This is a genomic window from Blastococcus sp. KM273128 (assembly GCF_021698975.1).
GTDB lineage: Bacteria > Actinomycetota > Actinomycetes > Mycobacteriales > Geodermatophilaceae > Blastococcus.
In genome coordinates this window covers 19081-38657 of sequence record NZ_SSXA01000033.1, presented here as the reverse complement: position 1 = coordinate 38657, position 19577 = coordinate 19081, and the positions used below count along the sequence as shown (strand labels likewise).

Sequence of the window (19577 nt, the reverse complement as noted above, 5' to 3'; positions counted from 1 at the left end):
CCTACGACCAGTGGGACGCCCACGTCCGCCCCGACGTGCAGGAGATCGCCGAGGTGCACGGCGTCGGCACCGTGCTCACCCGCCCCGGCCACAGCCCCCGCGAAGGCCTGGCGGCCGACTTCATGGTCTACAGCGACTCCGCCAAGGGCCACGCCATCGCGCAGTACGTCATCGACAACGCGGCGCGCCTCGGCGTGGACTACGTGATTTGGGAGCAGCGCATCGCCGGTTCGTGGACCGGCTGGGCGTGGCAGGGCATGGAGGACCGCGGTTCGCCGACGGCCAACCACATGGACCACCCGCACGTGGCCTTCCTGCCGTAACCACCGCTCGACGACGTGCGCCCCCTGCCCGGCTCCCGGGCAGGGGGCGCACGTGCGTGGAGCTGGTCGCGCTCCGGTCACCCGCGGTTGGCCCGGTCGTCGCCGGGGCGTCGTCTTCGCTGGTCAGGGTCGGCCTCACCCGTCGTCCCTCGACCCCCAGGAGCACCCCCGTGCCATCCCGCGCCCGGCTTCTCGCCTCGTCGTTCCCGGCCGCCGCCCTGCTGCTGGCCGCCACCGCAGCCCCGGCCGCCGCGGTGCCGGCCCCCGCGCCCGCCTTCGCCGAACTGGCCACCGTCGAGGTGAGCGGTGAGGTCGCCGAGATCCTCGCCGTCACCCCCGACGGCCGGACGCTGCTGTACACCGACTCGGCCACCGGCGAGGTCGGGCTGGTCGACCTGACCAGGCCCGCACACCCCCGCGCGCTCGGCGCGGTGCCGGTCGACGGCGAGCCGACGTCGGTCACCGTCACCCGCGACGGGCGGCACGCGCTGGCCGTGGTCGACACCAGCACCTCCTTCACCGACCCGTCGGGGGAGCTGGCCGTCATCGACCTGCGCACCCGGTCGGTCGTCCGGACCCTCGACCTCGGGGGGCAGCCCGACTCCATCGCGATCAGCCCGAACGGTGCGGTGGCCGCCGTCGCCATCGAGAACCAGCGCGACGAGGAGATCGAGGTCGACGGCGTCGAGGGCGGCCTGTCGCAGGCACCGGCCGGCTTCCTGGCCGTCGTCGACCTGCACGGCACGCCGGACCGCTGGGCCGTCGACCGGGTCGACCTGACCGGCCTCGAGGGCGCGGCGTTCCCCGAGGACCCGGAGCCGGAGTACGTGGACATCAACCGGCAGGGCGTCGCGGCGGTCACCCTCCAGGAGAACAACGCCGTCGCCCTGGTCGACCTGCGCACCCGCACCGTCGTCGGCTCCTTCTCCGCGGGGACCGTGACCCGCACCGACGCCGACACGGCCGACGACGACGTCGTCGCGTTCGACGACGCGTTCACCGCCCCGCGCGAGCCCGACGCCGTCCAGTGGACGCCGGAGGGCAACCTGGTCACCGCGGACGAGGGCGACCTGGCCGCGGAGCCCAGCGGCGGACGCGGCTGGACGGTCTTCTCCCCGGCGGGCGAGGTGGTCAGCAGCTCCGGCGGGGCGGCCGAGCAGGCCCTCGCCGCCGCCGGCCGCTACCCGGACGGGCGCAGCGACGACAAGGGCGCGGAGTTCGAGGGCGTCGAGGTGGCCGCGCTGCACGGCACGACCTACGGCTTCATCGGCTCCGAGCGGGGGGACGCGGTGCTGGTCTACGACCTCGCCGACGAGACCGCGCCCGAGCTGCTGCAGGTGCTGCCGACGGGGGAGGCGCCCGAGGGCCTGCTCGCCGTCAAGCGGGGGCACCTGTTCCTCACCAGCAACGAGGACGACGGCACCATCTCGGTGTTCCAGCTGACCCGCGGCTGAGCGACGGCCGGGGGGCGCCCGCGTCCCCCGGCCGGTGTCACTCGGCGACGGCGGTGACGAACGTGCAGATGCCCTCGCCGGACTCGGCCCGCGGCCGCAGCCCGATCACCCACAGCAGCGCCGTCTCCACCCGGTGGGCCAGACGCCGGACCCCGACGTACCAGGTGGACCCGCCGCTGGTGACGGTGACGTCCCCGAACCCGGCCGTGCGCACGTGCTCGGCGAGCAGCCAGTCGGGGAGGATCGAGATGTGGCCGGGCTGGTAGTAGTGCCCCGGCCCGAAGATGAACGGGGCGCCGCGCAGGAACATCTTCAGCCGCGAGTGCGGGTGGCCCACGTTGGGCGTGCTCACCAGCAGCTTGCCGCCGGGCTCGAGCAGCGCCCGGATCGAGCGCAGCACCTTCCGCGGGTTCTCCACGTGCTCGAGCGTCTCGACGCAGACCACCATGTCGAAGGGGCCGCGGGTCTCCTCGGTCCACTGCGGGTCGTCGAGGTCGAGGCGGTGGATCCACTCGTGCGGCGGGTCCAGGTCGGTGGGGACGACGTCGAAGCCCGCCTCCATCAGCCGGGTCGCCAGCGCGCCGCAGCCGGCACCCACCTCCAGGATCCGGCCGCCCTCGGGCAGCTGCTGCCGGACCAGCTCGAGCGCGTACTCGTGCACGCCGGGGGCGGCGTGCACGCCGTGGCCCCGGTAGGACCACACCGCCGCGGTGCGGTGGGTCGAGCCCTCGTCCACAGTCACGAGCGGAGTCTTACCCACCGTCGGGCACTCCGCTCGCCGTCGCTCCGGTGCAGCCTGCCGCGAGCCCGCGGTCGGCTGTGCCAGGGTGTGCGCCGTGATGCCCGAGCCCCCGGTCCCCGGCCGGTGACCGTCGCGGCGGTCGTGGTGTCCGGGGTGCTGGGGCTGCTCGCCGGGACGGCGGCCGACCGGCTCGCCGCGGCGTTCCCCTGGGACGGCGGCGGGGGGCCGCGCCCCCGGCGGGTGCTGCCCGCCCCGCTGACGGTGCTGCTCACCTCCGCGCTGTTCGCGCTCGTGGCGCTGCGGCTCGGGGCAGGCTGGGCGCTGCCGGCGTTCCTCGTCGTCACCGGGGCGGGCGTGCTCCTGGCGCTGGTCGACCTGCGCCACCGGCTGCTGCCCGACCGCGTGACCGGGCCGGCGGTCGCGGCCACGGCCGCCCTGCTCACCGTGGCCGCGGCGGCCGGCGGCGCCTGGGACCAGCTGCTGCGCGCCGGACTGGCCGCCGCGGTGCTGTTCGGCGGCTACCTGGTGATGGCGCTGATCTCGCCGGCCGGTCTGGGCATGGGCGACGTCAAGCTGGCCGCCCTGATCGGCCTCCCGCTGGGCTGGCTCGGCTGGGACGCGGTGCTCCTGGGAGCGGTCGCGGGCTTCGTGGTGCAGGCCGCGGTGGCGCTGGCGCTGCTCGCGGCCCGGCGGGTCGGCCGGCGCAGCGAGCTGCCGTTCGGGCCGGCGATGCTCGCGGGTGCCGCGCTCGCCGTGGGCTGGGGCGGCGCTCTCCTCGGCTGATCCGCTCACCCCGCGTGAGCGGCATCGGCGGCCGGTCGCCCGGGAGGCGGGCCGGTGTCCGCCGATCGGGTGAACGGGGCTCAAGCGACGGCGTGTCCTGCACGACAACTCCCCCCAGCAGCCGCACAGGGCGGGATCACCCGATCCCGCCGGACGGCCGACACCCCAGGGAGTGCACGTGATCAACGCCTACGCCACCATCGCCAGCCTCGTCGCGGTCGCCCAGGAGCGCCTCCGTCGTGAGGAGAAGGGCGCCACCGCCGTCGAGTACGGCCTCATGGTCGGCCTCATCGCCGTCGTGATCATCGGCGCCGTGGCGCTGCTCGGCGACCAGCTCGAGGCCCTCTTCACGTCCGTCAGCGACGAGCTGCCCGCCGTCGAGGGCGGCGCGGCCACCCCCGCCGAGTGATCGCTCGCTGCTGCGCGACGCCGTAGCGGTCTCCGGCGCAGCGGCCCTCGCCCCGAGGGCCGCTGCGCCGTCGCACGAGGAGAGGTGGTGCCGGGGATGGGCCGACGTCGTTCCGACGAGCGGGGCGCGACCGCGGTCGAGTTCGCCTTCATCGTGCCGCTGCTGCTCGTGCTGCTCATCGGGATCGCCGAGTTCGGCCACGCCTTCCAGGTGCAGGGCACGCTCTCGGCCGCCGCCCGCGAGGGGGTGCGGGCCATGGCCCTGCGCAACGACCCGGCCGACGCCCGCGCCGTCGTGCGCACCGCCGCCGCCTCGCTGCGCCCCGCGGTGACCGACGCCCAGATCCGCATCGAGGTCGTCGGCGGCACCGCGGCGACCTGCCCCACCACCGGCGCCGGCGACACCGCCGTCCGCCTCACCATCACCTACCCGAAGCCGTACCTGACCGGCTTCTTCGGCTCGGAGATCCAGCTCACCGGAACGGGGGTCATGCGGTGCAACGGTTGATCCGCCGCCGTGACGGCGAACGCGGCGCCACCTCCGTCGTCTTCGCCCTCGTGCTCGTCCCCCTCCTCGGCTTCGCCGCCATCGCCGTCGACATCGGCGCGCTGTACGCCGAGCGCGCGCGGCTCCAGGTCGCGGCCGACGCCGCCGCCATCGCCGTCGCCCAGGACTGCTCCCGCGGCAACTGCGGCGACATGCTGGCAACGGCGCAGCAGCTGATCAGCCACAACGACCCCACCGGCACGGCGGCCCAGCCGGTGCTCAGCAGCGACCCGCTCAGCGTGACCGTCACCGGCGCCGCCCCCAAGGAGCACTGGTTCGCGCCGGTCATCGGGCACGACAGCAGCCAGGTGCAGGCGACCGCGACCGTCGGCTGGGGCGCCCCGAGCCAGGGCACCGCCCAGCTCCCGCTGATCTTCTCCTGGTGCGAGTTCCTCGAGCAGACCGGCGGCGGCCTGCCGTCCACGGAGACCGAGCAGTACATCGGCCTGCCGAAGAAGACCGTGACGAACTGCCCCGGCCCCCGGTCCGGCAACCCGGTGCCCGGCGGCTTCGGGTGGCTGGTCACCGACGGCGGGACGTGCAAGGCGACGAGCCGGATCGCGGCGTGGTTCACGTCGGAGCCCGGCAACAACCCGTCGCAGGGGTGCAGCGTCGCCGACTTCGAGGCGCTGCAGAACCGCACGGTGCTGCTGCCGATCTTCGACGAGGCACGCGGCACGGGCTCCGGCGGCGAGTACCACGTGCACGCGTACGCCGCCTTCACCATCACCGGCTACCACTTCGGCGGCCAGTACACCTGGAACAAGCCCTGCAAGGGCGAGGACCGCTGCCTGACCGGCTACTTCACCCGCTTCGTCGAGCTCTCCGACGACTGGAGCTCCAGCCCGGACGCCCCGACCCTCGGGGCCTCGATCCTCCGCCTGATCCGATAGGGGCGCCCACTCGTGAGACGTCGATTCCTGGCCGCCGTCGCGGCCCTCGTGCTCGTCGTCGCCGGCACCGCGGTCCTCGTGGGCTACGTGCGCGGCGCGGAGAGCCGTGCCCTGGCCGGGGCGCAGCCGGTGGAGGTGCTGGTGGCCCGGGCCCCGATCCCGGCCGGCACCCCGGCCGGCGCGCTCGCCGAGCTCGTCGGCGTCGAGCTGCTGCCGGCCAAGGCCGCCCTGCCGGGCCGGGTCACCGACCTGGCCGCGCTGGCCGACCGGGTCGCCACCGTCGACCTCGCACCCGGCGAGCAGCTCCTGGACAGCCGCTTCGAGCTGCCGGGGGACCTGCAGGTCCCCGGCACGGTGCCCGTGCCCGAGGGCATGCAGGAGGTCAGCATCGTCCTGGAGCCGCAGCGCGCGGTCGGGGGGCGGCTGGCGGCCGGCGACACCGTCGGGGTGTTCGTCTCGATGTCGCAGACGACCACCACCCACTCCGTGCTGCACGAGGTGCTGGTCACCCAGGTGCAGGGGGCGCCCGCCCCGCCGGCCGCCCCCGCGGACGGGACGACCACCGTCTCCGCGCCCGTCCCCTCGGGCAGCCTCATGGTCACCTTCGCCGTGACCGCCGCCCAGGCCGAGGCGATCGTCTTCGGCGCCGAGCACGCCAGCATCTGGCTCTCGCTCGAGCCCGCCGACCCCGACGTCTCCCGCACCGCGGTGCTGACGCCGGACACCATCTACGGAAAGGCCTACTCATGAGCCGCGTCGTGCTGGCGGGAGCGGGGGAGGACCTGGTGCTGCGCGTGAAGGAGGCCACCGGCGGCGACCTGCAGGTGCTGCCGCCGGGCCGGCTGCCCAGCGACCCCGCCCGGTTGTTCGAGCAGCTCGTCGACGACGAACTGCCCGACGTGCTGCTGGTCGGCCCGCACGCGCCGGCGCCCGAGGTGCTCACCCTCGCCGGCCGGCTGGACGTGCAGGCCCCAGGCGTCACCGTCGTCCTCGTGGCCGAGCCGTCGCCGGACATGTGGCGCGCGGCCATGCGCGCCGGCATCCGCGACCTGCTCCCGCCCGACGCCGACGTGGCCGAGATCGCCGCCGCGGTGGAGCGCGCCGGCCACGCGGCGGCGGGGCGGCGGCGGGTGCTGCGGCCGGTCGCCGAGACCGACCGCTACGCGGGCCGGGTCATCACCATCGCCTCGCCCAAGGGCGGGGTGGGCAAGACGACCGTCTCGACCAACCTGGCCATCGGCCTGACGGCGGCCGCGCCGCAGTCCACGGTGCTGGTCGACCTCGACGTGCAGTTCGGGGACGTCGCCTCGGCGCTGGGCCTGGTGCCCGAGTACACGCTGCCCGACGCCGTCCAGGGCCCGGCCAGCGAGGACACCATGCTCCTCAAGACCTTCCTCACCCAGCACCCCAGCGGGCTCTACGCCGTCTGCGGCTCGGACTCGCCCGCCGCCGGGGACCGCATCACCGGCGAGGACGTCAGCCGGCTGCTGGCCTCGCTGGCCCGCGAGTTCCGCTACGTCGTCGTCGACACCGCGCCGGGGCTGTCCGAGCAGACGCTGGCCGCGCTGGACCGCGCCTCCGACGTCGTGATGCTCAGCAGCATGGACGTGCCCGGCGTGCGCGGGCTGCGCAAGGAGATGGACGTCCTGCGCGAGCTGTGCCTGATCCCCGCCGGGCGGCACGTCGTCATGAACTTCGCCGACCCGAAGGGCGGCCTCTCCGTGCGTGACGTCGAGACGACGATCGGCACCGGGGTCGACGTGGTGCTGCCCCGGTCGGCGTCGGTGCCCGCCACCACCAACCAGGGGGTGCCGATCCTGCAGAGCGGCGGCCGCCGCGACCCGATGGTCCGCGAGCTGCGCCGCCTGGTGTCGCGCTTCTCCGCGACGCCGCTGATGAAGGCGGGGCGCTACCGGGCCAAGCACCGGGCGGCGTCGTGAACCTCGCGCAGCGGCTGGAGGCCGCCCGCGGGGAGCCCCGGCCGGTCGCCGCCGCGACCCCGGCCACCGCCCCGGCCGCCGTGGCCGCGCGCCCGGTGCCGGCCGCTCGACCGGCGTCGGCCCCGGTGCCGCCGCCCACCGACGCCCTCACCCGGCTCAAGGACCGGGTGGGCAAGGCGCTGTTCGAGCGCATGGGCAGCCGGATGAACGACCCGTCGATGGCCGAGGACGCGCTGCGCGCGGTCGTCCTCAAGGAGCTCGACGAGGTCGTCGAGGAGGAGAAAGTCCCGCTCAGCACCGAGGAGCGGCAGCGGCTCACCGCCGAGCTCGCCGACGACGTGCTCGGCTACGGCCCGCTGCAGCGGCTGCTCGACGACGACGCGGTCAGCGAGATCATGGTCAACGGGCCCGAGGCGATCTACGTCGAGCGCGGCGGCAAGCTGGAGCGCACCGCGACGCGGTTCACCTCCGAGGAGCACCTGCGCCGGGTGATCGACCGCATCGTCTCCCGGGTCGGGCGGCGGATCGACGAGTCCTCGCCCCTGGTGGACGCGCGCCTGGCGGACGGCTCGCGGGTCAACGCGATCATCCCGCCGCTGGCGTTCAGCGGGTCGACGCTGACCATCCGCAAGTTCTCCAAGGACCCCTTCACCGTCACCGACCTGATCGGCTTCGGCACGCTCTCGCCGGAGATGGCCGAGCTGCTGCACGCCTGCGTCGAGGCGCGGCTCAACGTCATCGTCTCCGGCGGCACCGGCACCGGGAAGACGACGCTGCTCAACGTGCTGTCCTCGTTCATCCCGGACGGCGAGCGCATCGTCACCATCGAGGACGCCGTCGAGCTGCAGCTCCAGCAGGAGCACGTCGTCCGCCTGGAGTCGCGCCCGCCCAACATCGAGGGCAGGGGTGCGGTCACCATCCGCGACCTGGTGCGCAACTCGCTGCGCATGCGGCCCGACCGGATCGTGGTGGGGGAGTGCCGCGGCGGGGAGTCGCTCGACATGCTGCAGGCGATGAACACCGGGCACGACGGCTCGCTGTCGACGGTGCACGCCAACTCGCCCCGCGACGCCATCGCCCGCCTGGAGACGCTGGTGCTCATGGCGGGCATGGACCTGCCGCTGCGGGCCATCCGCGAGCAGATCGCCTCCGCCGTCGACGTCGTCGTGCAGCTGACCCGGCTGCGCGACGGCACCCGCCGGGTCACCCACGTGACCGAGGTGCAGGGCATGGAGGGGGAGACGGTCACGCTGCAGGACGCGTTCCTCTTCGACTACTCCGCGGGCGTCGACGCCTCGGGCCGGTTCCTCGGCAAGCCGGTGCCGACCGGGGTGCGGCCGCGCTTCACCGACCGCTTCGACGAGCTCGGCATCCGGCTCTCGCCGCGGGTGTTCGGCGCCGCCGAGCCCGCCGCCGCGGGGAGGTGGTGACGGTGGCCGGTGCCCTGCTCGTCGCCGGTGTCGGCGCGATCGCCGCGGCGCTGCTGCTGCTGGCCCTCGTCGTCCTCCCGGCGGGCCCCGCGCGGGTGCCGCTGGCCCGCCTGGACCCGTCGGTGGCGCCGCCGGCGTCGCCGCTGCTGGGCGCGGGCGCGGCGGCCGGGGCGGCCGTGGAGAAGGTGCTGGTCAAGCGTGGCCGGCTGGCCGCGGGCGCCGCCGCCCTCGAGAAGGCCGGCATGTCGACGACGCTGCCGGACTTCGTCCTCGCCGTCGGGGCCACCATGGTGGTGGGCGCGCTCGCCGGCGCCGTCGTCGGCGGCCCGCTGCTCGCGCTGCTGCTCGTGGTGGGGGTCCCGTTCGGCGCCAAGCTGCTGGTGGGCTTCCGCGCGGGCCGGCGCCAGGCCGCGTTCGCCGACCAGCTGGACGACTCGCTGCAGCTGATGTCGAGCAGCCTCCGCGCCGGGCACAGCCTGCTGCGGGCGGTCGACTCGGTGTCCCAGGAGGCCGAGGCGCCGACCTCCGAGGAGTTCGCCCGGATCGTCAACGAGACGCGCGTGGGCCGCGACCTCGCCGAGGCGCTCGACGACGTCGCCGCTCGCATGGCCAGCGACGACTTCACCTGGGTGGCCCAGGCGATCGCCATCCACCGCGAGGTCGGGGGCAACCTCGCCGAGGTGCTGGACGCGGTCGGCAACACCATCCGGGAGCGGAACGCCATCCGCCGGCAGGTCAAGGCGCTCTCGGCGGAGGGCAAGCTCTCCGCCGTCGTGCTCATGGCCCTGCCGTTCGGCGTCACCGGCTTCATCTCGCTCAGCAACCCCGACTACCTGGCCGGCTTCACCGAGAGCCTCGTCGGCTACGGCATGATCGCCGCGGCGGTGCTCATGCTGCTGGCCGGTGGCCTGTGGCTCAAGAAGACCGTGGCGATCACGTTCTGATGAGCGGCCTCCCGGTTCCCGTCCTCCTCTCCGCCGTCGGCGTCTGCGCCGCCCTGCCGCTGCTGGGCTGGGCGCTGCTCGGCCGCGCCCCGGCCGCCACGGTGCAGGCGCGCGAGAACCTGCTGCGCGGGCTCCCCGCGGCGGGGCCCACCGCCGGCCGGATCGGTCCTGGTGCGCTGACCCGCCTCGCCCGCGGGCTGACCCCGCGGGGGACCGTCCGGCGGCTGGACCGCCTCGCGGCCACCGCGGGCCGCCCGGCGGCCTGGCCGGTGCCGCGGCTGGTGGCGGCCAAGCTCGTGCTCGGGGTGGTCGCCGGCGCGCTCGGCCTGCTGGTCGCCACCTCCGAGCCCGGCGTGCTCACCGGGCTGGTCGCGGTCGTGTCGACGCTGGTCGCGTACTTCCTGCCGGAGCTGCTGCTGCACAGCCGCGGGCAGGAGCGGCGGGAGGCGATCGCGCTCGAGCTGGCCGACACCCTCGACCAGATGACCATCGCGGTCGAGGCGGGGCTCGGGTTCGAGGCGGCCATGGCGCGGGCCGGCAGCAACGGCAAGGGGGCGCTCGCCGAGGAACTGGTGCGCACCCTGCAGGACATCGCCGTCGGCCAGCCCCGGCGCGACGCCTACCTGGCGCTGGCCGAGCGGACCGGTGCCCCGGACCTGCGCCGGTTCATCCGGGCCGTCGTGCAGGCCGACCAGTACGGGGTGTCGATCGCCGACGTGCTGCGCACCCAGGCGGCGGAGATGCGGCTCAAGCGGCGGCAGCGGGCCGAGGAGAAGGCGATGCAGATCCCGGTGAAGGTGATCTTCCCGCTGATCCTGTGCATCCTGCCGACGCTGTTCATCGTGCTCCTCGGCCCCGCCGTGATGGACATCGTCGCCACCTTCAGCAGATGACGTCGGGCCCTGTCGTGCCGAGTGGGCCCCCGGAGGGGGTCCGCGTAGGCACGACGCAGCGGCTCATCCCGAGCGGGGACGGCCGTTGGCCGCGGTGCGACCCGGAGGGTCGCGGTGTCATCGCGGCTGGGCCGGGTTGGTGGGGTCGCCCTGCGACGGCGGGTTCATCGCCGGGCCGGTGGTCGCCTCGGAGACCTTCGAGCCACCCGCGGCGTGGGACGGGTCGTCGGCGGCCGGCGCGGCCGGGTCGCCGCCGGAGGGCTGGGCACCCTCGCGCAGCGACTGGAGGCGGTTCTCCATGATCGTGACCACCTGCACGCGGTCGGCGTGGGCGCGCTCGTACTCGAGCAGGGTCTCCAGCCCCTGGGCGTCCAGCGTCCGGATCCGCGAGGCCAGGCCCTCCACGGGCAGGTGGTCGTAGTCGGGCAGGGGCAGCTGGTCGTGCTCGGTCATCCCTAGGTCCTCTCTGCGGTTCCTGGTCGCCTGACCGCCTACCCGGTCCTCCGCGTTCGACACGGGGTGTGAGCGTCCGGCCGGTGGGTAGGCGGCGACGGCGGGAGTGCGGCCCCACGCCGCCCCGCCCACCGAACACCCCCGATCGACCGAGGAGTTGTCCCCCCGACATGGACGTGTCCTTCCTGGAGCCGGTGTTCGCCGCCGCTGGTCCCTACGCCACGGTCTGCGCCGACGTCACGCACACCACCGAGTCCGCCGACACCGAGCTGGAGCTCCGGGTGCGCGCGCTCAGCGAGCAGCTGACCGAGCAGGGGGCGCCGGAGACGGTCGTCGAGGCCGTCCGCGCCCGGCTGCTCGAGGGCAACGAGGGCGGCGAGGCAGGCACGCTGCGGGGCCGCGCCGTCGTCGCCGCCGCCGACGGCACCGTGGTCCTGGACGAGGTGCTGGCCGACGCACCCGCCCGCGAGACCGCCGAGTGGTCGGCCCACCCGGACCTGCTCCCGGTGCTGCGCCAGCTGGCCGGCCGGGTGCCGCACGCCGTCGTCGTCGCCGACCGGGTCGGGACGGACATCACCGTCGCCGGGCTCGCGGGCCGGGAGGACGAGGAGCGGCAGGTGGAGGGCGACACCTTCCACATGCGCAAGGTCAAGGTCGGCGGCTGGGCGCACAACACCTACATGCACACCGCCGAGAACCAGTGGGAGGAGAACGCCGGCAAGGTCGCCGACGAGATCGAGTCCTTCAACCGCCGCCTCCCGCTGCGCTTCGTCCTGCTCGCCGGTGACGTGCGTGCCCGCCAGATCCTCGGCGACAAGGCGCACGCCTCGTGGTCGGACCTCGTCGTCTCCATGGAGGAGGGCGGGCGCGCCGCGGGGGCCGACCGCGAGCCGATCGACCGGCGCGCGAACGAGCTGGTCGCCGAGCACGAGGCGCGCGACATCGCCACCGCCGTCGACCAGGTGCAGGCGGCCGGCGCGCACGGGCTGGCCGTCACCGGCACCCCGGCCGTCGTCGAGGCCCTGCGCAAGGGGCAGGTGGAGACCCTCCTCGTCACCGACGAGCAGGACGCCGACGCGACCCTGCTGGTCGGCAGCAGCCCGCTCGAGCTCGGCGTCAAGCAGCAGGACATGGACGCGCTCGGGGTGCACGGCGAGGTCGTCCCCGCCGGTCCCGCGCTGCTCGAGGCGGCCGTCGCCAGCGCGGCGGGCGTGCTCGTCGTCCCCGCGGCTGCGCTGCCCGGCGACGAGCCGGTGGCCGCCATCCTGCGCTACACCGACGCCTCCACCGACGCCGGCAGCTGACCGGCGCCCCCACGACGAAGGAGCTCCCCGTGACCGATCCGCACCAGGCCGCCACCCCGTCCGGGACCGACCAGGGCAGCATCGACCGCCGCGCCGCGCTCGCCGAGGCGCTGGGCAAGGAGGTGTGGCCGGCCGACCGCGACCAGCTCGTCACCAAGGCGCAGGAGGGCGGCGCCGGCGACCGCGTGCTGGCCGACCTGCAGCGGCTGCCCGCCGGCCAGCGGTTCGAGAACGTCCAGGAGGTCGCCCAGGCCCTCGGGCTCGGCACCGAGCAGCAGCGGTTCTGACGTGACGACGCAGAAGAAGCCGAGCCCGGAGGCGCTGGACAACGTCACCGAGGGCAACGTGGAGACGCGGGCGCAGCTGCTGCCGGAGGAGGAGGGCCTCCGCGGCAGCGGCATGGAGGAGGTCGCCGCGGAGGTCATCCTGGCCGAGTCCGAGGAGCGGACGGTCCACCCCGACCCGGACGACGCCCAGGGTGCCCACCGGCAGTCCGCCGAGACCGCGGACCAGCCCTGACGTGCGGCACGAGCACCCGGTCCGGCTGCGCTGGTCGGACCCCGACATGCTGGGCCACGTCAACCACGCCCGCGCGCTCGCCCTCCTGGAGGATGCGCGGCTGGCGATCGGGGACGACCACGCCGGCGGCGGGCTGATCCTGGCCCGCCTGGAGGTCGACTACCTGCGCCAGCTCTACTACCGGGTCGGCGAGGAGCTCTGCGTGCAGAGCTGGGTGACCCGGCTGGGCACCAAGTCCTTCACCGTCCGGCAGGAGCTGGCGCAGGACGGCGAGGTCGCCATCCGCGCCGACTGCGTGCTCGTGGTGTTCGACTTCGCGGCGAACGCCAGCCGGCCGATGACCGACGCCGAGCGGGCGCACTGGACGCGGTACCTGGAGGCCGGTCAGACCTGACCGTAGGCGGCCCACAGCCGCGGGAAGCGGGCGGGGAACCACTCGTCGTCGTCCTCGGGGAACGGCTCGCCGGCGGGCTCCCCGAACTGGTCGTCGACCTCGTCGGGGCCGGGGTCGAGGTCCTCCTCGGCGAAGCCGCGGTCGTCCAGCACCTCGAGCGGGGCGTAGGCCCACTCCTCGGCGCAGCCGAAGTCGTCCTCGTCCTCGTCCCACTCGAGGTCGGCCAGGGCGTCGGGATCGGCCAGCACCCGCTCGTAGGCGTCCCGCCCGTGGCTGATCAGCCAGTTCCGGAAGTCGAGGAAGGTGTCGTCGCTCGCCCCGCCGAGGGCGACGTGCGCCGCGGCCCAGAGGTCCCAGCGGTTGGCCCGGGCGCGGGCGGCCATGAGCTGCCGGTAGAAGCCCAGGACGTCGTCGTCGGAGAGCTCCTCGAGCGCGGCCGTGAGCGTCGCGACGTGCTCGGCGACGACCGAGTCCTTCGCCGTCTCGACCGCCTCGGCGCGGGTGTCCTCGACCAGCGTCCAGAAGGTGCTCGTGTCCACGCGCGCAAACTACCGGCGCGGGGGTGCTCCGCGGAGGTCGTCGGGCCCGCCGTGCGCGGCGGTCGACGGGCTGGTGCTGTCGCGGACGACGAGCCGCGTGGCCAGCTCCAGCCGCGGGCTCTCGATCGCCTCGCCGTCCACCATGCGCAGCACCGTCCGCGCCGCGAGCGCGCCCATCTCGGCGAGCGGCTGGTGCACCGTCGTGAGCGGCGGGGACGACCAGCGGGCCTCCGGCAGGTCGTCGAACCCGACGACGCTCACGTCCTCGGGTACCCGCATGCCCCGGCGCCGGATCCCTTCGTAGACCCCCAGCGCCATCTGGTCGTTCGCCGCGAAGACGGCGGTCGGCCGGTCGGCCAGCGCCAGCAGGCGGTCGGCCGCGCGGGCCCCGGAGGCGTAGCCGAAATCGCCGTCGACGACCAGGTCGGCGTCGAACGGCAGCCCGGCGGCCTCCAGGCCCGCCCGGTACCCGGCCAGCCGGGCGCGGCTGGCCCACAGGTCGGGGGTGCCGGCGACGAAGGCGATCCGCCGGTGCCCGAGCCCGGTGAGGTGCTCGGTGGCGCTGAGGCCGCCGGCCCAGTTGGTCGCGCCGATGGTCGGCACGTCCAGCCCCGGGACACCGGCCGCGTCGACGACGACCGCGGGCACCTGCAGCTCGCGCAGCTCGGCGTCGAGCTCGGGGTCCAGCGCGCTGGTGACCAGGATGGCGCCGTCGCTGGCCCGGGCGCCGAGGTTGTCCAGCCACACCCGGGTGGCGCTGGCCCGCCGGTGGATCGCGGTCACCACGGTGCCCACGCCCGCCGCGTGGGCGACGTCCTCGACCCCGCGGATGATCTCCAGCGCCCACGGGCTGTCGAGGTCGTTGAACACCAGGTCGACCAGCCGCGCCCGGGTGCGGGCCCGGCCGCCCCGGCGCTGGTAGCCGTGGTCGCGGAGCAGCTGCTCCACGCGCTCCCGGGTCCGGGGGGCCACGTCGGACCGCCCGTTCAGCACGCGGGAGACCGTCGGGACCGACACGCCGGCCGCCGCGGCGATCGCCGCGATGGTCACCGCGCCGGTCTGCTCGTCGGCCAACGGACCTCCTCCTGGTCGGAGCGGTCAGCCTACGGCGGGTCGTGCGGCCCCCGGGCGGGTGCGCGGGGCGAGCTCCTCCCGACGGGCGAGGAGGGGCGTCGCGCATCCGTCCCCCGTTCGTGTTGACGCCTCCCTGTGACCTACGTAACGTCCGGGCTCCGGTTTCCGGAAGTTTTCGGAAGTCGTTCCGACGTCTCGAGGGAAGGCACAGCATGCGCTCTGTGAGGTTCGGTTCGCGGGTGGCAACCCGCATGGCGGTCGGCGTGGCCCTGGTCCCGGTCGCGCTCGGCACCGCGGTCCTGCCCGCCTCTGCGGCGCCCCAGGACCAGGCGGCTCCGTCGGCCCAGGCCCGGGAGGACCGGTCGTCGGGTCCGGCCATCCGGAACGGCCTGCGCACCGTCACGCCCGACGACCTGGTCATCGGGACCGCGGTCGCCGGCGGCGGGCACCACGAGGAGGCGGACTACCCCCACCCGTTCACCCGCGACCCCCGCTACCGCAAGGTCCTCGCCACGGAGTTCAACTCGGTCTCGCCCGAGAACCAGATGAAGTGGGAGTTCATCCACCCCGAGCCGGGCGTCTACAACTTCGGCCCGGCGGACGCGATCGTCGCCTTCGCCGAGCGCCACGGGCAGGACGTCCGCGGGCACACCCTGCTGTGGCACAGCCAGCTGGCCGAGTGGGTCACCGAGGGCGACTACTCCGACGAGGAGCTCCGGGCCATCCTCAAGGAGCACATCGAGACGGTGGTCGGCCGCTACAAGGGCCGCATCGACCAGTGGGACGTCGCCAACGAGATCTTCGCGGACACGTGGGACGACGGCGGCGTGCGGCTGCGGGACGGTTCGACGGGCGCGACCGCCAACATCTTCATCGAGCGGCTCGGTCCGGGGATCATCGCCGACGCCTTCCGCTGGGCGCACGCGGCCGACCCGGAGGCCAAGCTCTTCCTCAACGACTACGCCGTCGAGGACATCGGCCCCAAGAGCGACGCCTACTACGAGCTCGCCCAGCAGCTGCTCGCCGAGGGCGTCCCGCTGCACGGGTTCGCCTTCCAGGCCCACCTGGACCTGCAGTACCCCTTCCCGGAGACCCTCGACGAGAACATGCAGCGCTTCGACGACCTGGGGCTGGAGACGGCGGTCACCGAGCTCGACGTCCGCTTCACCCTCCCCGAGGACGGGGTGCCCACCGCGGAGCAGCTCGCCGAGCAGGCCGACACCTACCAGGGCGTCCTCGAGGCGTGCCTGTCGGTGGACGAGTGCAACTCCTTCACCATCTGGGGCTTCAACGACAAGTACTCGTGGGTCCCGAGCTTCTCGCCCGGCCAGGGCGCGGCGACGGTGATGTTCGAGGACTACGAGCGCAAGCCCGCGTACTGGGCTCTGCACGAGACGCTCGCGGAGGCGCAGGCCGGGCGCTGACCGGCTCCGTCCGGCCTGCCGGACCCTCCTGAGCGCCGGGCGGTCGCTCCCTCACCGGGGGGCGGCCGCCCGGTCCCGTACGGGGGCGCCGGCCCGGCCAGGTGATCATCTCCGCCTCCCGGGGTAGGGCGGGTGCCGACCCGAGAGGAGATCACGATGCCGAAGACGACGAAGAAGGGCGACGCCAAGCAGTCGGAGCTGCCGGCCACCCTGCAGCGGTCGCCGAAGAAGGCGCAGCGGACCTACACGAAGGCCTACGACTCCGCGGTGGACGAGTACGACGACGAGGAGCGCGCGGCGCGCACGGCGTGGGCCGCGGTCAAGCACTCGTTCGAGAAGGTCGGCGACCACTGGGAGAAGAAGGAGGGCGGCAAGAAGGGCCCCTCCGACGCGCAGGCCGCCGGCGGCCGGGGCACGGCCAGGAAGACCAAGGGCGGCGTCGACGCCAACGCCTCCAAGTCGCACCTGATGGACGTCGCCAAGAAGCTCGACGTCACGGGCCGGTCGAAGATGAAGAAGAAGGAACTCGTCGACGCCATCCAGAAGGCGAACGACAAGAAGACCGCCAACGCCCGCAAGAAGTAGCGTGCCGTCCGCGCCGCCCCCGCCCCGCGGGCAGGGGGCGGCGCGACGTCAGCCGATGAGCAGGAAGTCGGTCTGCCGGCCGTCGAGGTACCCGACGCCGTCCCCGGTGAGCGCGATGCCCTCCTCCAGCCCCAGCCGCACGCACTGACCACCCCACTCGGGCACCGTCCGGCGCACCGCCAGCTCCAGGGCGTAGGCCGTGTCGAGGTGCACCGGGTGGTCACCGGCGCCGGGCACGCCGTGCTGCTGGTCCCACTGGCCGATCGCCGGGCCGGCGCCGTGCCCGTGGTAGCCGATGGGGTGGGAGTAGACGTCCCCGTCGAGCCCCTCGTCAGCCGCCGCGGCGCGCGCGGTTGCCAGCACCTCGTTGCCGGTCCGCCCGGGCACCAGCGCGGCCGTGGTGAGGTCCTGCAGCCGGTTCGCCGCTTGCAGGGCCGCCCGCAGGCCGGCCGGGGCGTCGGTCTCACCCGGGCGCAGGACGTAGGCGTTGCGCTGCGTGTCGGTGCGCAGGCCCAGGCAGCTGAGGCCGACGTCGCAGTGCAGGAGGTCGCCGGGGCGCACCACCGCGTCCGAGGGGACGGCGGGCAGCAGCGTGCCCCCGTCCTCGGCCAGCGGCACCCCGGCCCGCTGCAGCAGCACCGAGGGCTGGAACCACGGCTCCACCCCCAGGTCGTGCAGGTGCTGCCGGATCCACCAGGTCACGTCGAGGGCGGTGGTCTCGCCGACCCGGACGACGGCGGGGGAGAACGCCTCCGCGATCACCTCGTGCGCCAGCCGGTTCATCCCGCGCAGCGCGTCGATCTCCTCCGGCAGCCGCGTCTCCAGCCAGCTCACCGCCAGCCGCTCGGCCGAGACCAGCCGCTCGGCGTACGGGCCCAGCGCCTCGGTGAGCAGCCGGTGCTCGGTGTGGGAGAGGCCGTCGGCGAGCGCGAAGTCCTCCGAGACGTCGATGCCGATGCGCCGCGGATCGGCCTGCTCCACGAACCGGCGGACCTCCGCCCACTGGCTGCTCCCCGCCCCCTCGCCGGCGGTCCACGCGGGCAGGAACTGGCCCACCGGGTAGCGGGAGACCGCCGCCGGGGTGACGCCGTCGTCGCTGCGGTGCAGCAGCAGGATCGTGCGCCGCCGGGCGGACAGCCAGGAGGCCGGCAGCAGCGTGGCCAGCACCGGGTCCTCGTTGTACTCGCGGCCGGCGACGACCCACAGGTCGATGCCCGCCCGGTCCATGAGCCCGGGGAGGACGTCGAGCAGCCGCTGGGTCAGCCACCGGTCGCGCACGTCGGCCTGCACGCGCAGCGGGGGCGGCACCGTGCGCGTCGGGCCGGGCGCGGCGACGAGCGACATGCCCTCTAGCGAAGCAGAGAACCGCCGAACCCACCGGTCGAGGCGACTGCCCGGCTAGGAGCTGGTCTCCTCCGCGCGGGGGCTGCGGGCCCGCGGCACCCCGGCGGTGGCGACCCGGTCCCGGCCCTCGCGCTTGGCCCGGTACATCGCGCCGTCGGCCTCGTCGACCAGCCGCCAGAGCGCCGCCACGGGGTCCTCCCCGTCGGCCGGCCGGGTGACCGCCAGCCCGATCGAGGCGGTGACGCCGTGCCCGCCGGAGCCCTGGCCGCGGGCGACGGCCGCCCGCAGCCGCTCGGCCAGCAGGCCGGCCTCGGCCGCGTCGTTCACCGCGCCCACGACCACCAGCTCCTCGCCGCCGATGCGGGCGAGCACGTCGGCGGGGCGGACGGCGGCGGAGAGGGACGCCGCCACGGCGTTGAGGACGGCGTCGCCGACGGCGTGCCCGAACTCGTCGTTGAGCCGCTTGAAGTGGTCGAGGTCGAGGACCATCGCGCACACCCGCGTGCCGTCGCGCCGCGCCTGCCGCCAGAGGCGGTCGGCCTGCTCGACGAGGTAGCGGCGGTTGTGCAGCCCGGTGAGCGGGTCCAGGAGGGTCAGCGTCTCGGTCTCGGCCAGCAGCCGCTGCACCCGCCGGCGCAGCTGGTAGACCGCGGTGGCCGCGCCGTTGAGCGTGCAGGCGCTCACCCCGACCTGGACGCCGAGGGCGATCGCGCTGTCGTAGCTGGGCCACAGCGCGGCCAGGCAGACCACGGTGGTCACCGCCATGTGCAGGGTCAGCGCCCGCGGACGCAGGAACCAGCCGGCCGCCAGGGCGGGGAACAGCAGCATCAGCGGGGTGGCGTAGCGGAGCGGGTCCTCGATGCAGAGCACCACGACGAGGTAGACCAGGTCGCCGAGCAGCACCAGGGCGAGGGTGTGCCCGGGGCCGAGCCGGCCGCGTGCCACGAGCGAGGCGGCGATGGCGAGCAGGAGCAGCATCGTGCCGGCGTAGGCCCACCGCGGGGCGCCCTCGCGGAGCACGCCGTCCACGAACAGGTTGACCGAGCCCATCAGGGCGCCGGTGGTCAGCAGCACCGCGACGGTCAGGGCGGCGACGCGGTGCTCGTGACCGGGCACGCCTGCGGGCTCCGGGGAACGGATGGCCAGGTCAGGGGCGCGCACGTCCGGGCCGGTCACCGGTGCAGGATGCCTCACGGACCGGCGTTCCGACACCCCCCGTTCCGCTGTCGTCACCGAGAGGTGCTCGTCCGGGTGAGGGCGGGGGGCCTGCGCGGAGCCGTCGTCGCCGTCCGAGCGGGCGCGTACGACCGGTGGAAGGCTGGGGAGGTCCGACGAGCGAAGGAGGCGCGCATGAGCACGGGGCCCTGGTTCTTCTGCCTCAAGCACCACGCGGTCGAGGACCGCGACGGCTGCGCCGAGCGGCACCGGCTCGGCCCGTACGGGACGCGCGAGGAGGCGGAGCACGCGCTCGCCTCCGTCGCCGAGCGCAACGAGCAGCTCGACGAGGAGGACCGCGCCTGGGAGGAGCGCTGAGCGCCGGTCCGGGGGCCAGGCATGATCGGTGCCAGCCGCCGGGTCGTCCGG

Annotated in this window: 23 protein-coding genes and 1 pseudogene; 18 read left to right on the top strand and 6 right to left on the bottom strand. The window is 74.8% G+C overall.

Features of this window, described 5'->3' with window-relative positions; all coding sequences use genetic code 11:
* Both E9529_RS11575 and E9529_RS11570 read left to right on the top strand, forming a co-directional pair.
* Window positions 1-323, top strand: a pseudogene (locus tag E9529_RS11575) (hypothetical protein); the annotation flags it as partial.
* Window positions 324-493: 170 nt separating this feature from the next.
* Window positions 494-1777: a hypothetical protein gene (locus tag E9529_RS11570; protein WP_236831302.1), complete on the top strand. Its 1284-nt coding sequence runs from the start codon at window positions 494-496 to the stop codon at window positions 1775-1777.
* 37 nt (window positions 1778-1814) lie between these two features.
* Here the strand turns inward: E9529_RS11570 and E9529_RS11565 are convergent, their stop codons facing one another.
* Window positions 1815-2519, bottom strand: coding sequence for a bifunctional 2-polyprenyl-6-hydroxyphenol methylase/3-demethylubiquinol 3-O-methyltransferase UbiG (locus tag E9529_RS11565; protein WP_236831301.1), 705 nt, complete (start codon window positions 2517-2519; stop codon window positions 1815-1817).
* A 123-nt stretch (window positions 2520-2642) separates the two neighbouring features.
* Between E9529_RS11565 and E9529_RS11560 the strand changes: the two genes are divergently transcribed.
* The 9 genes from E9529_RS11560 to E9529_RS11520 all read left to right on the top strand — a co-directional run bounded on the left by E9529_RS11560 (window position 2643) and on the right by E9529_RS11520 (window position 10357).
* The gene (locus E9529_RS11560; protein WP_236831300.1) at window positions 2643-3302 is read left to right on the top strand and encodes an A24 family peptidase; all 660 of its coding nucleotides are present in this window, start codon (window positions 2643-2645) and stop codon (window positions 3300-3302) included.
* Between the two features lie 178 nt (window positions 3303-3480).
* A complete protein-coding gene (locus E9529_RS11555; protein ID WP_236831299.1) occupies window positions 3481-3711 on the top strand; it encodes a Flp family type IVb pilin in 231 nt (76 codons plus the stop codon).
* 96 nt (window positions 3712-3807) lie between these two features.
* Window positions 3808-4218, top strand: a complete 411-nt coding sequence (locus tag E9529_RS11550; RefSeq protein WP_236831298.1) for a TadE/TadG family type IV pilus assembly protein — start codon at window positions 3808-3810, stop codon at window positions 4216-4218.
* Window positions 4206-5150 carry a TadE/TadG family type IV pilus assembly protein gene (locus E9529_RS11545; protein ID WP_236831297.1) on the top strand — a complete coding sequence of 315 codons (945 nt, stop codon included), beginning with the start codon at window positions 4206-4208 and terminating at the stop codon, window positions 5148-5150. Before E9529_RS11550 ends, E9529_RS11545 begins: the two co-directional genes overlap by 13 nt.
* A gap of 12 nt (window positions 5151-5162) precedes the next feature.
* The gene (locus E9529_RS11540) at window positions 5163-5900 is read left to right on the top strand and encodes an RcpC/CpaB family pilus assembly protein (protein WP_236831296.1); all 738 of its coding nucleotides are present in this window, start codon (window positions 5163-5165) and stop codon (window positions 5898-5900) included.
* Window positions 5897-7090 carry an AAA family ATPase gene (locus E9529_RS11535; RefSeq protein WP_236831295.1) on the top strand — a complete coding sequence of 398 codons (1194 nt, stop codon included), beginning with the start codon at window positions 5897-5899 and terminating at the stop codon, window positions 7088-7090. The genes E9529_RS11540 and E9529_RS11535 overlap by 4 nt, the downstream gene beginning before the upstream one ends.
* Window positions 7087-8520 carry a CpaF family protein gene (locus E9529_RS11530; RefSeq protein ID WP_236831294.1) on the top strand — a complete coding sequence of 478 codons (1434 nt, stop codon included), beginning with the start codon at window positions 7087-7089 and terminating at the stop codon, window positions 8518-8520. Before E9529_RS11535 ends, E9529_RS11530 begins: the two co-directional genes overlap by 4 nt.
* 2 nt (window positions 8521-8522) lie before the next feature.
* A complete protein-coding gene (locus E9529_RS11525; RefSeq protein ID WP_236831293.1) occupies window positions 8523-9464 on the top strand; it encodes a type II secretion system F family protein in 942 nt (313 codons plus the stop codon).
* The gene (locus tag E9529_RS11520) at window positions 9464-10357 is read left to right on the top strand and encodes a type II secretion system F family protein (protein WP_236831292.1); all 894 of its coding nucleotides are present in this window, start codon (window positions 9464-9466) and stop codon (window positions 10355-10357) included. Before E9529_RS11525 ends, E9529_RS11520 begins: the two co-directional genes overlap by 1 nt.
* A gap of 117 nt (window positions 10358-10474) precedes the next feature.
* On the opposite strand, the gene E9529_RS11515 is transcribed toward E9529_RS11520, so the two are convergent.
* Complete coding sequence (locus E9529_RS11515; protein ID WP_236831291.1) at window positions 10475-10810, bottom strand: hypothetical protein; 336 nt, start codon at window positions 10808-10810, stop codon at window positions 10475-10477.
* Window positions 10811-10980: 170 nt separating this feature from the next.
* On the opposite strand from E9529_RS11515, the gene E9529_RS11510 reads away from it, so the two are divergent.
* Genes E9529_RS11510 through E9529_RS11495 form a run of 4 tightly spaced genes read left to right on the top strand, consistent with a single transcriptional unit; the run spans window position 10981 to window position 13027 of the window.
* Window positions 10981-12114 carry a Vms1/Ankzf1 family peptidyl-tRNA hydrolase gene (locus E9529_RS11510; protein ID WP_236831290.1) on the top strand — a complete coding sequence of 378 codons (1134 nt, stop codon included), beginning with the start codon at window positions 10981-10983 and terminating at the stop codon, window positions 12112-12114.
* Window positions 12115-12143: 29 nt separating this feature from the next.
* Window positions 12144-12401: a DUF2795 domain-containing protein gene (locus tag E9529_RS11505; protein WP_236831289.1), complete on the top strand. Its 258-nt coding sequence runs from the start codon at window positions 12144-12146 to the stop codon at window positions 12399-12401.
* A 1-nt stretch (window position 12402) separates the two neighbouring features.
* On the top strand, window positions 12403-12633 hold the full coding sequence (locus tag E9529_RS11500) for a hypothetical protein (RefSeq protein WP_236831288.1): 231 nt from the start codon (window positions 12403-12405) through the stop codon (window positions 12631-12633).
* Between the two features lies 1 nt (window position 12634).
* A complete protein-coding gene (locus E9529_RS11495; RefSeq protein WP_236831287.1) occupies window positions 12635-13027 on the top strand; it encodes a thioesterase family protein in 393 nt (130 codons plus the stop codon).
* On the opposite strand, the gene E9529_RS11490 is transcribed toward E9529_RS11495, so the two are convergent.
* Both E9529_RS11490 and E9529_RS11485 read right to left on the bottom strand, forming a co-directional pair.
* Entirely contained in the window at window positions 13018-13566 is a 549-nt protein-coding gene (locus E9529_RS11490) for a DUF4240 domain-containing protein (protein ID WP_236831286.1), read from the bottom strand. The two genes, E9529_RS11495 and E9529_RS11490, sit on opposite strands and share 10 nt — an antisense overlap.
* 9 nt (window positions 13567-13575) lie before the next feature.
* Window positions 13576-14640 (bottom strand): LacI family DNA-binding transcriptional regulator, encoded by a 1065-nt coding sequence (locus tag E9529_RS11485; protein ID WP_236831285.1) that lies wholly within the window; start codon window positions 14638-14640, stop codon window positions 13576-13578.
* A gap of 221 nt (window positions 14641-14861) precedes the next feature.
* Between E9529_RS11485 and E9529_RS11480 the strand changes: the two genes are divergently transcribed.
* Window positions 14862-16064: an endo-1,4-beta-xylanase gene (locus E9529_RS11480; RefSeq protein WP_236831284.1), complete on the top strand. Its 1203-nt coding sequence runs from the start codon at window positions 14862-14864 to the stop codon at window positions 16062-16064.
* Window positions 16065-16220: 156 nt separating this feature from the next.
* On the top strand, window positions 16221-16649 hold the full coding sequence (locus E9529_RS11475) for a ChaB family protein (RefSeq protein WP_236831283.1): 429 nt from the start codon (window positions 16221-16223) through the stop codon (window positions 16647-16649).
* Between the two features lie 48 nt (window positions 16650-16697).
* On the opposite strand, the gene E9529_RS11470 is transcribed toward E9529_RS11475, so the two are convergent.
* Entirely contained in the window at window positions 16698-17993 is a 1296-nt protein-coding gene (locus E9529_RS11470) for a M24 family metallopeptidase (protein ID WP_236831282.1), read from the bottom strand.
* 54 nt (window positions 17994-18047) lie between these two features.
* Entirely contained in the window at window positions 18048-19169 is a 1122-nt protein-coding gene (locus E9529_RS11465; RefSeq protein ID WP_236831281.1) for a diguanylate cyclase, read from the bottom strand.
* 174 nt (window positions 19170-19343) lie between these two features.
* Between E9529_RS11465 and E9529_RS11460 the strand changes: the two genes are divergently transcribed.
* Window positions 19344-19526 carry a hypothetical protein gene (locus E9529_RS11460; RefSeq protein WP_236831280.1) on the top strand — a complete coding sequence of 61 codons (183 nt, stop codon included), beginning with the start codon at window positions 19344-19346 and terminating at the stop codon, window positions 19524-19526.
* Window positions 19527-19577 lie beyond the last annotated feature (51 nt).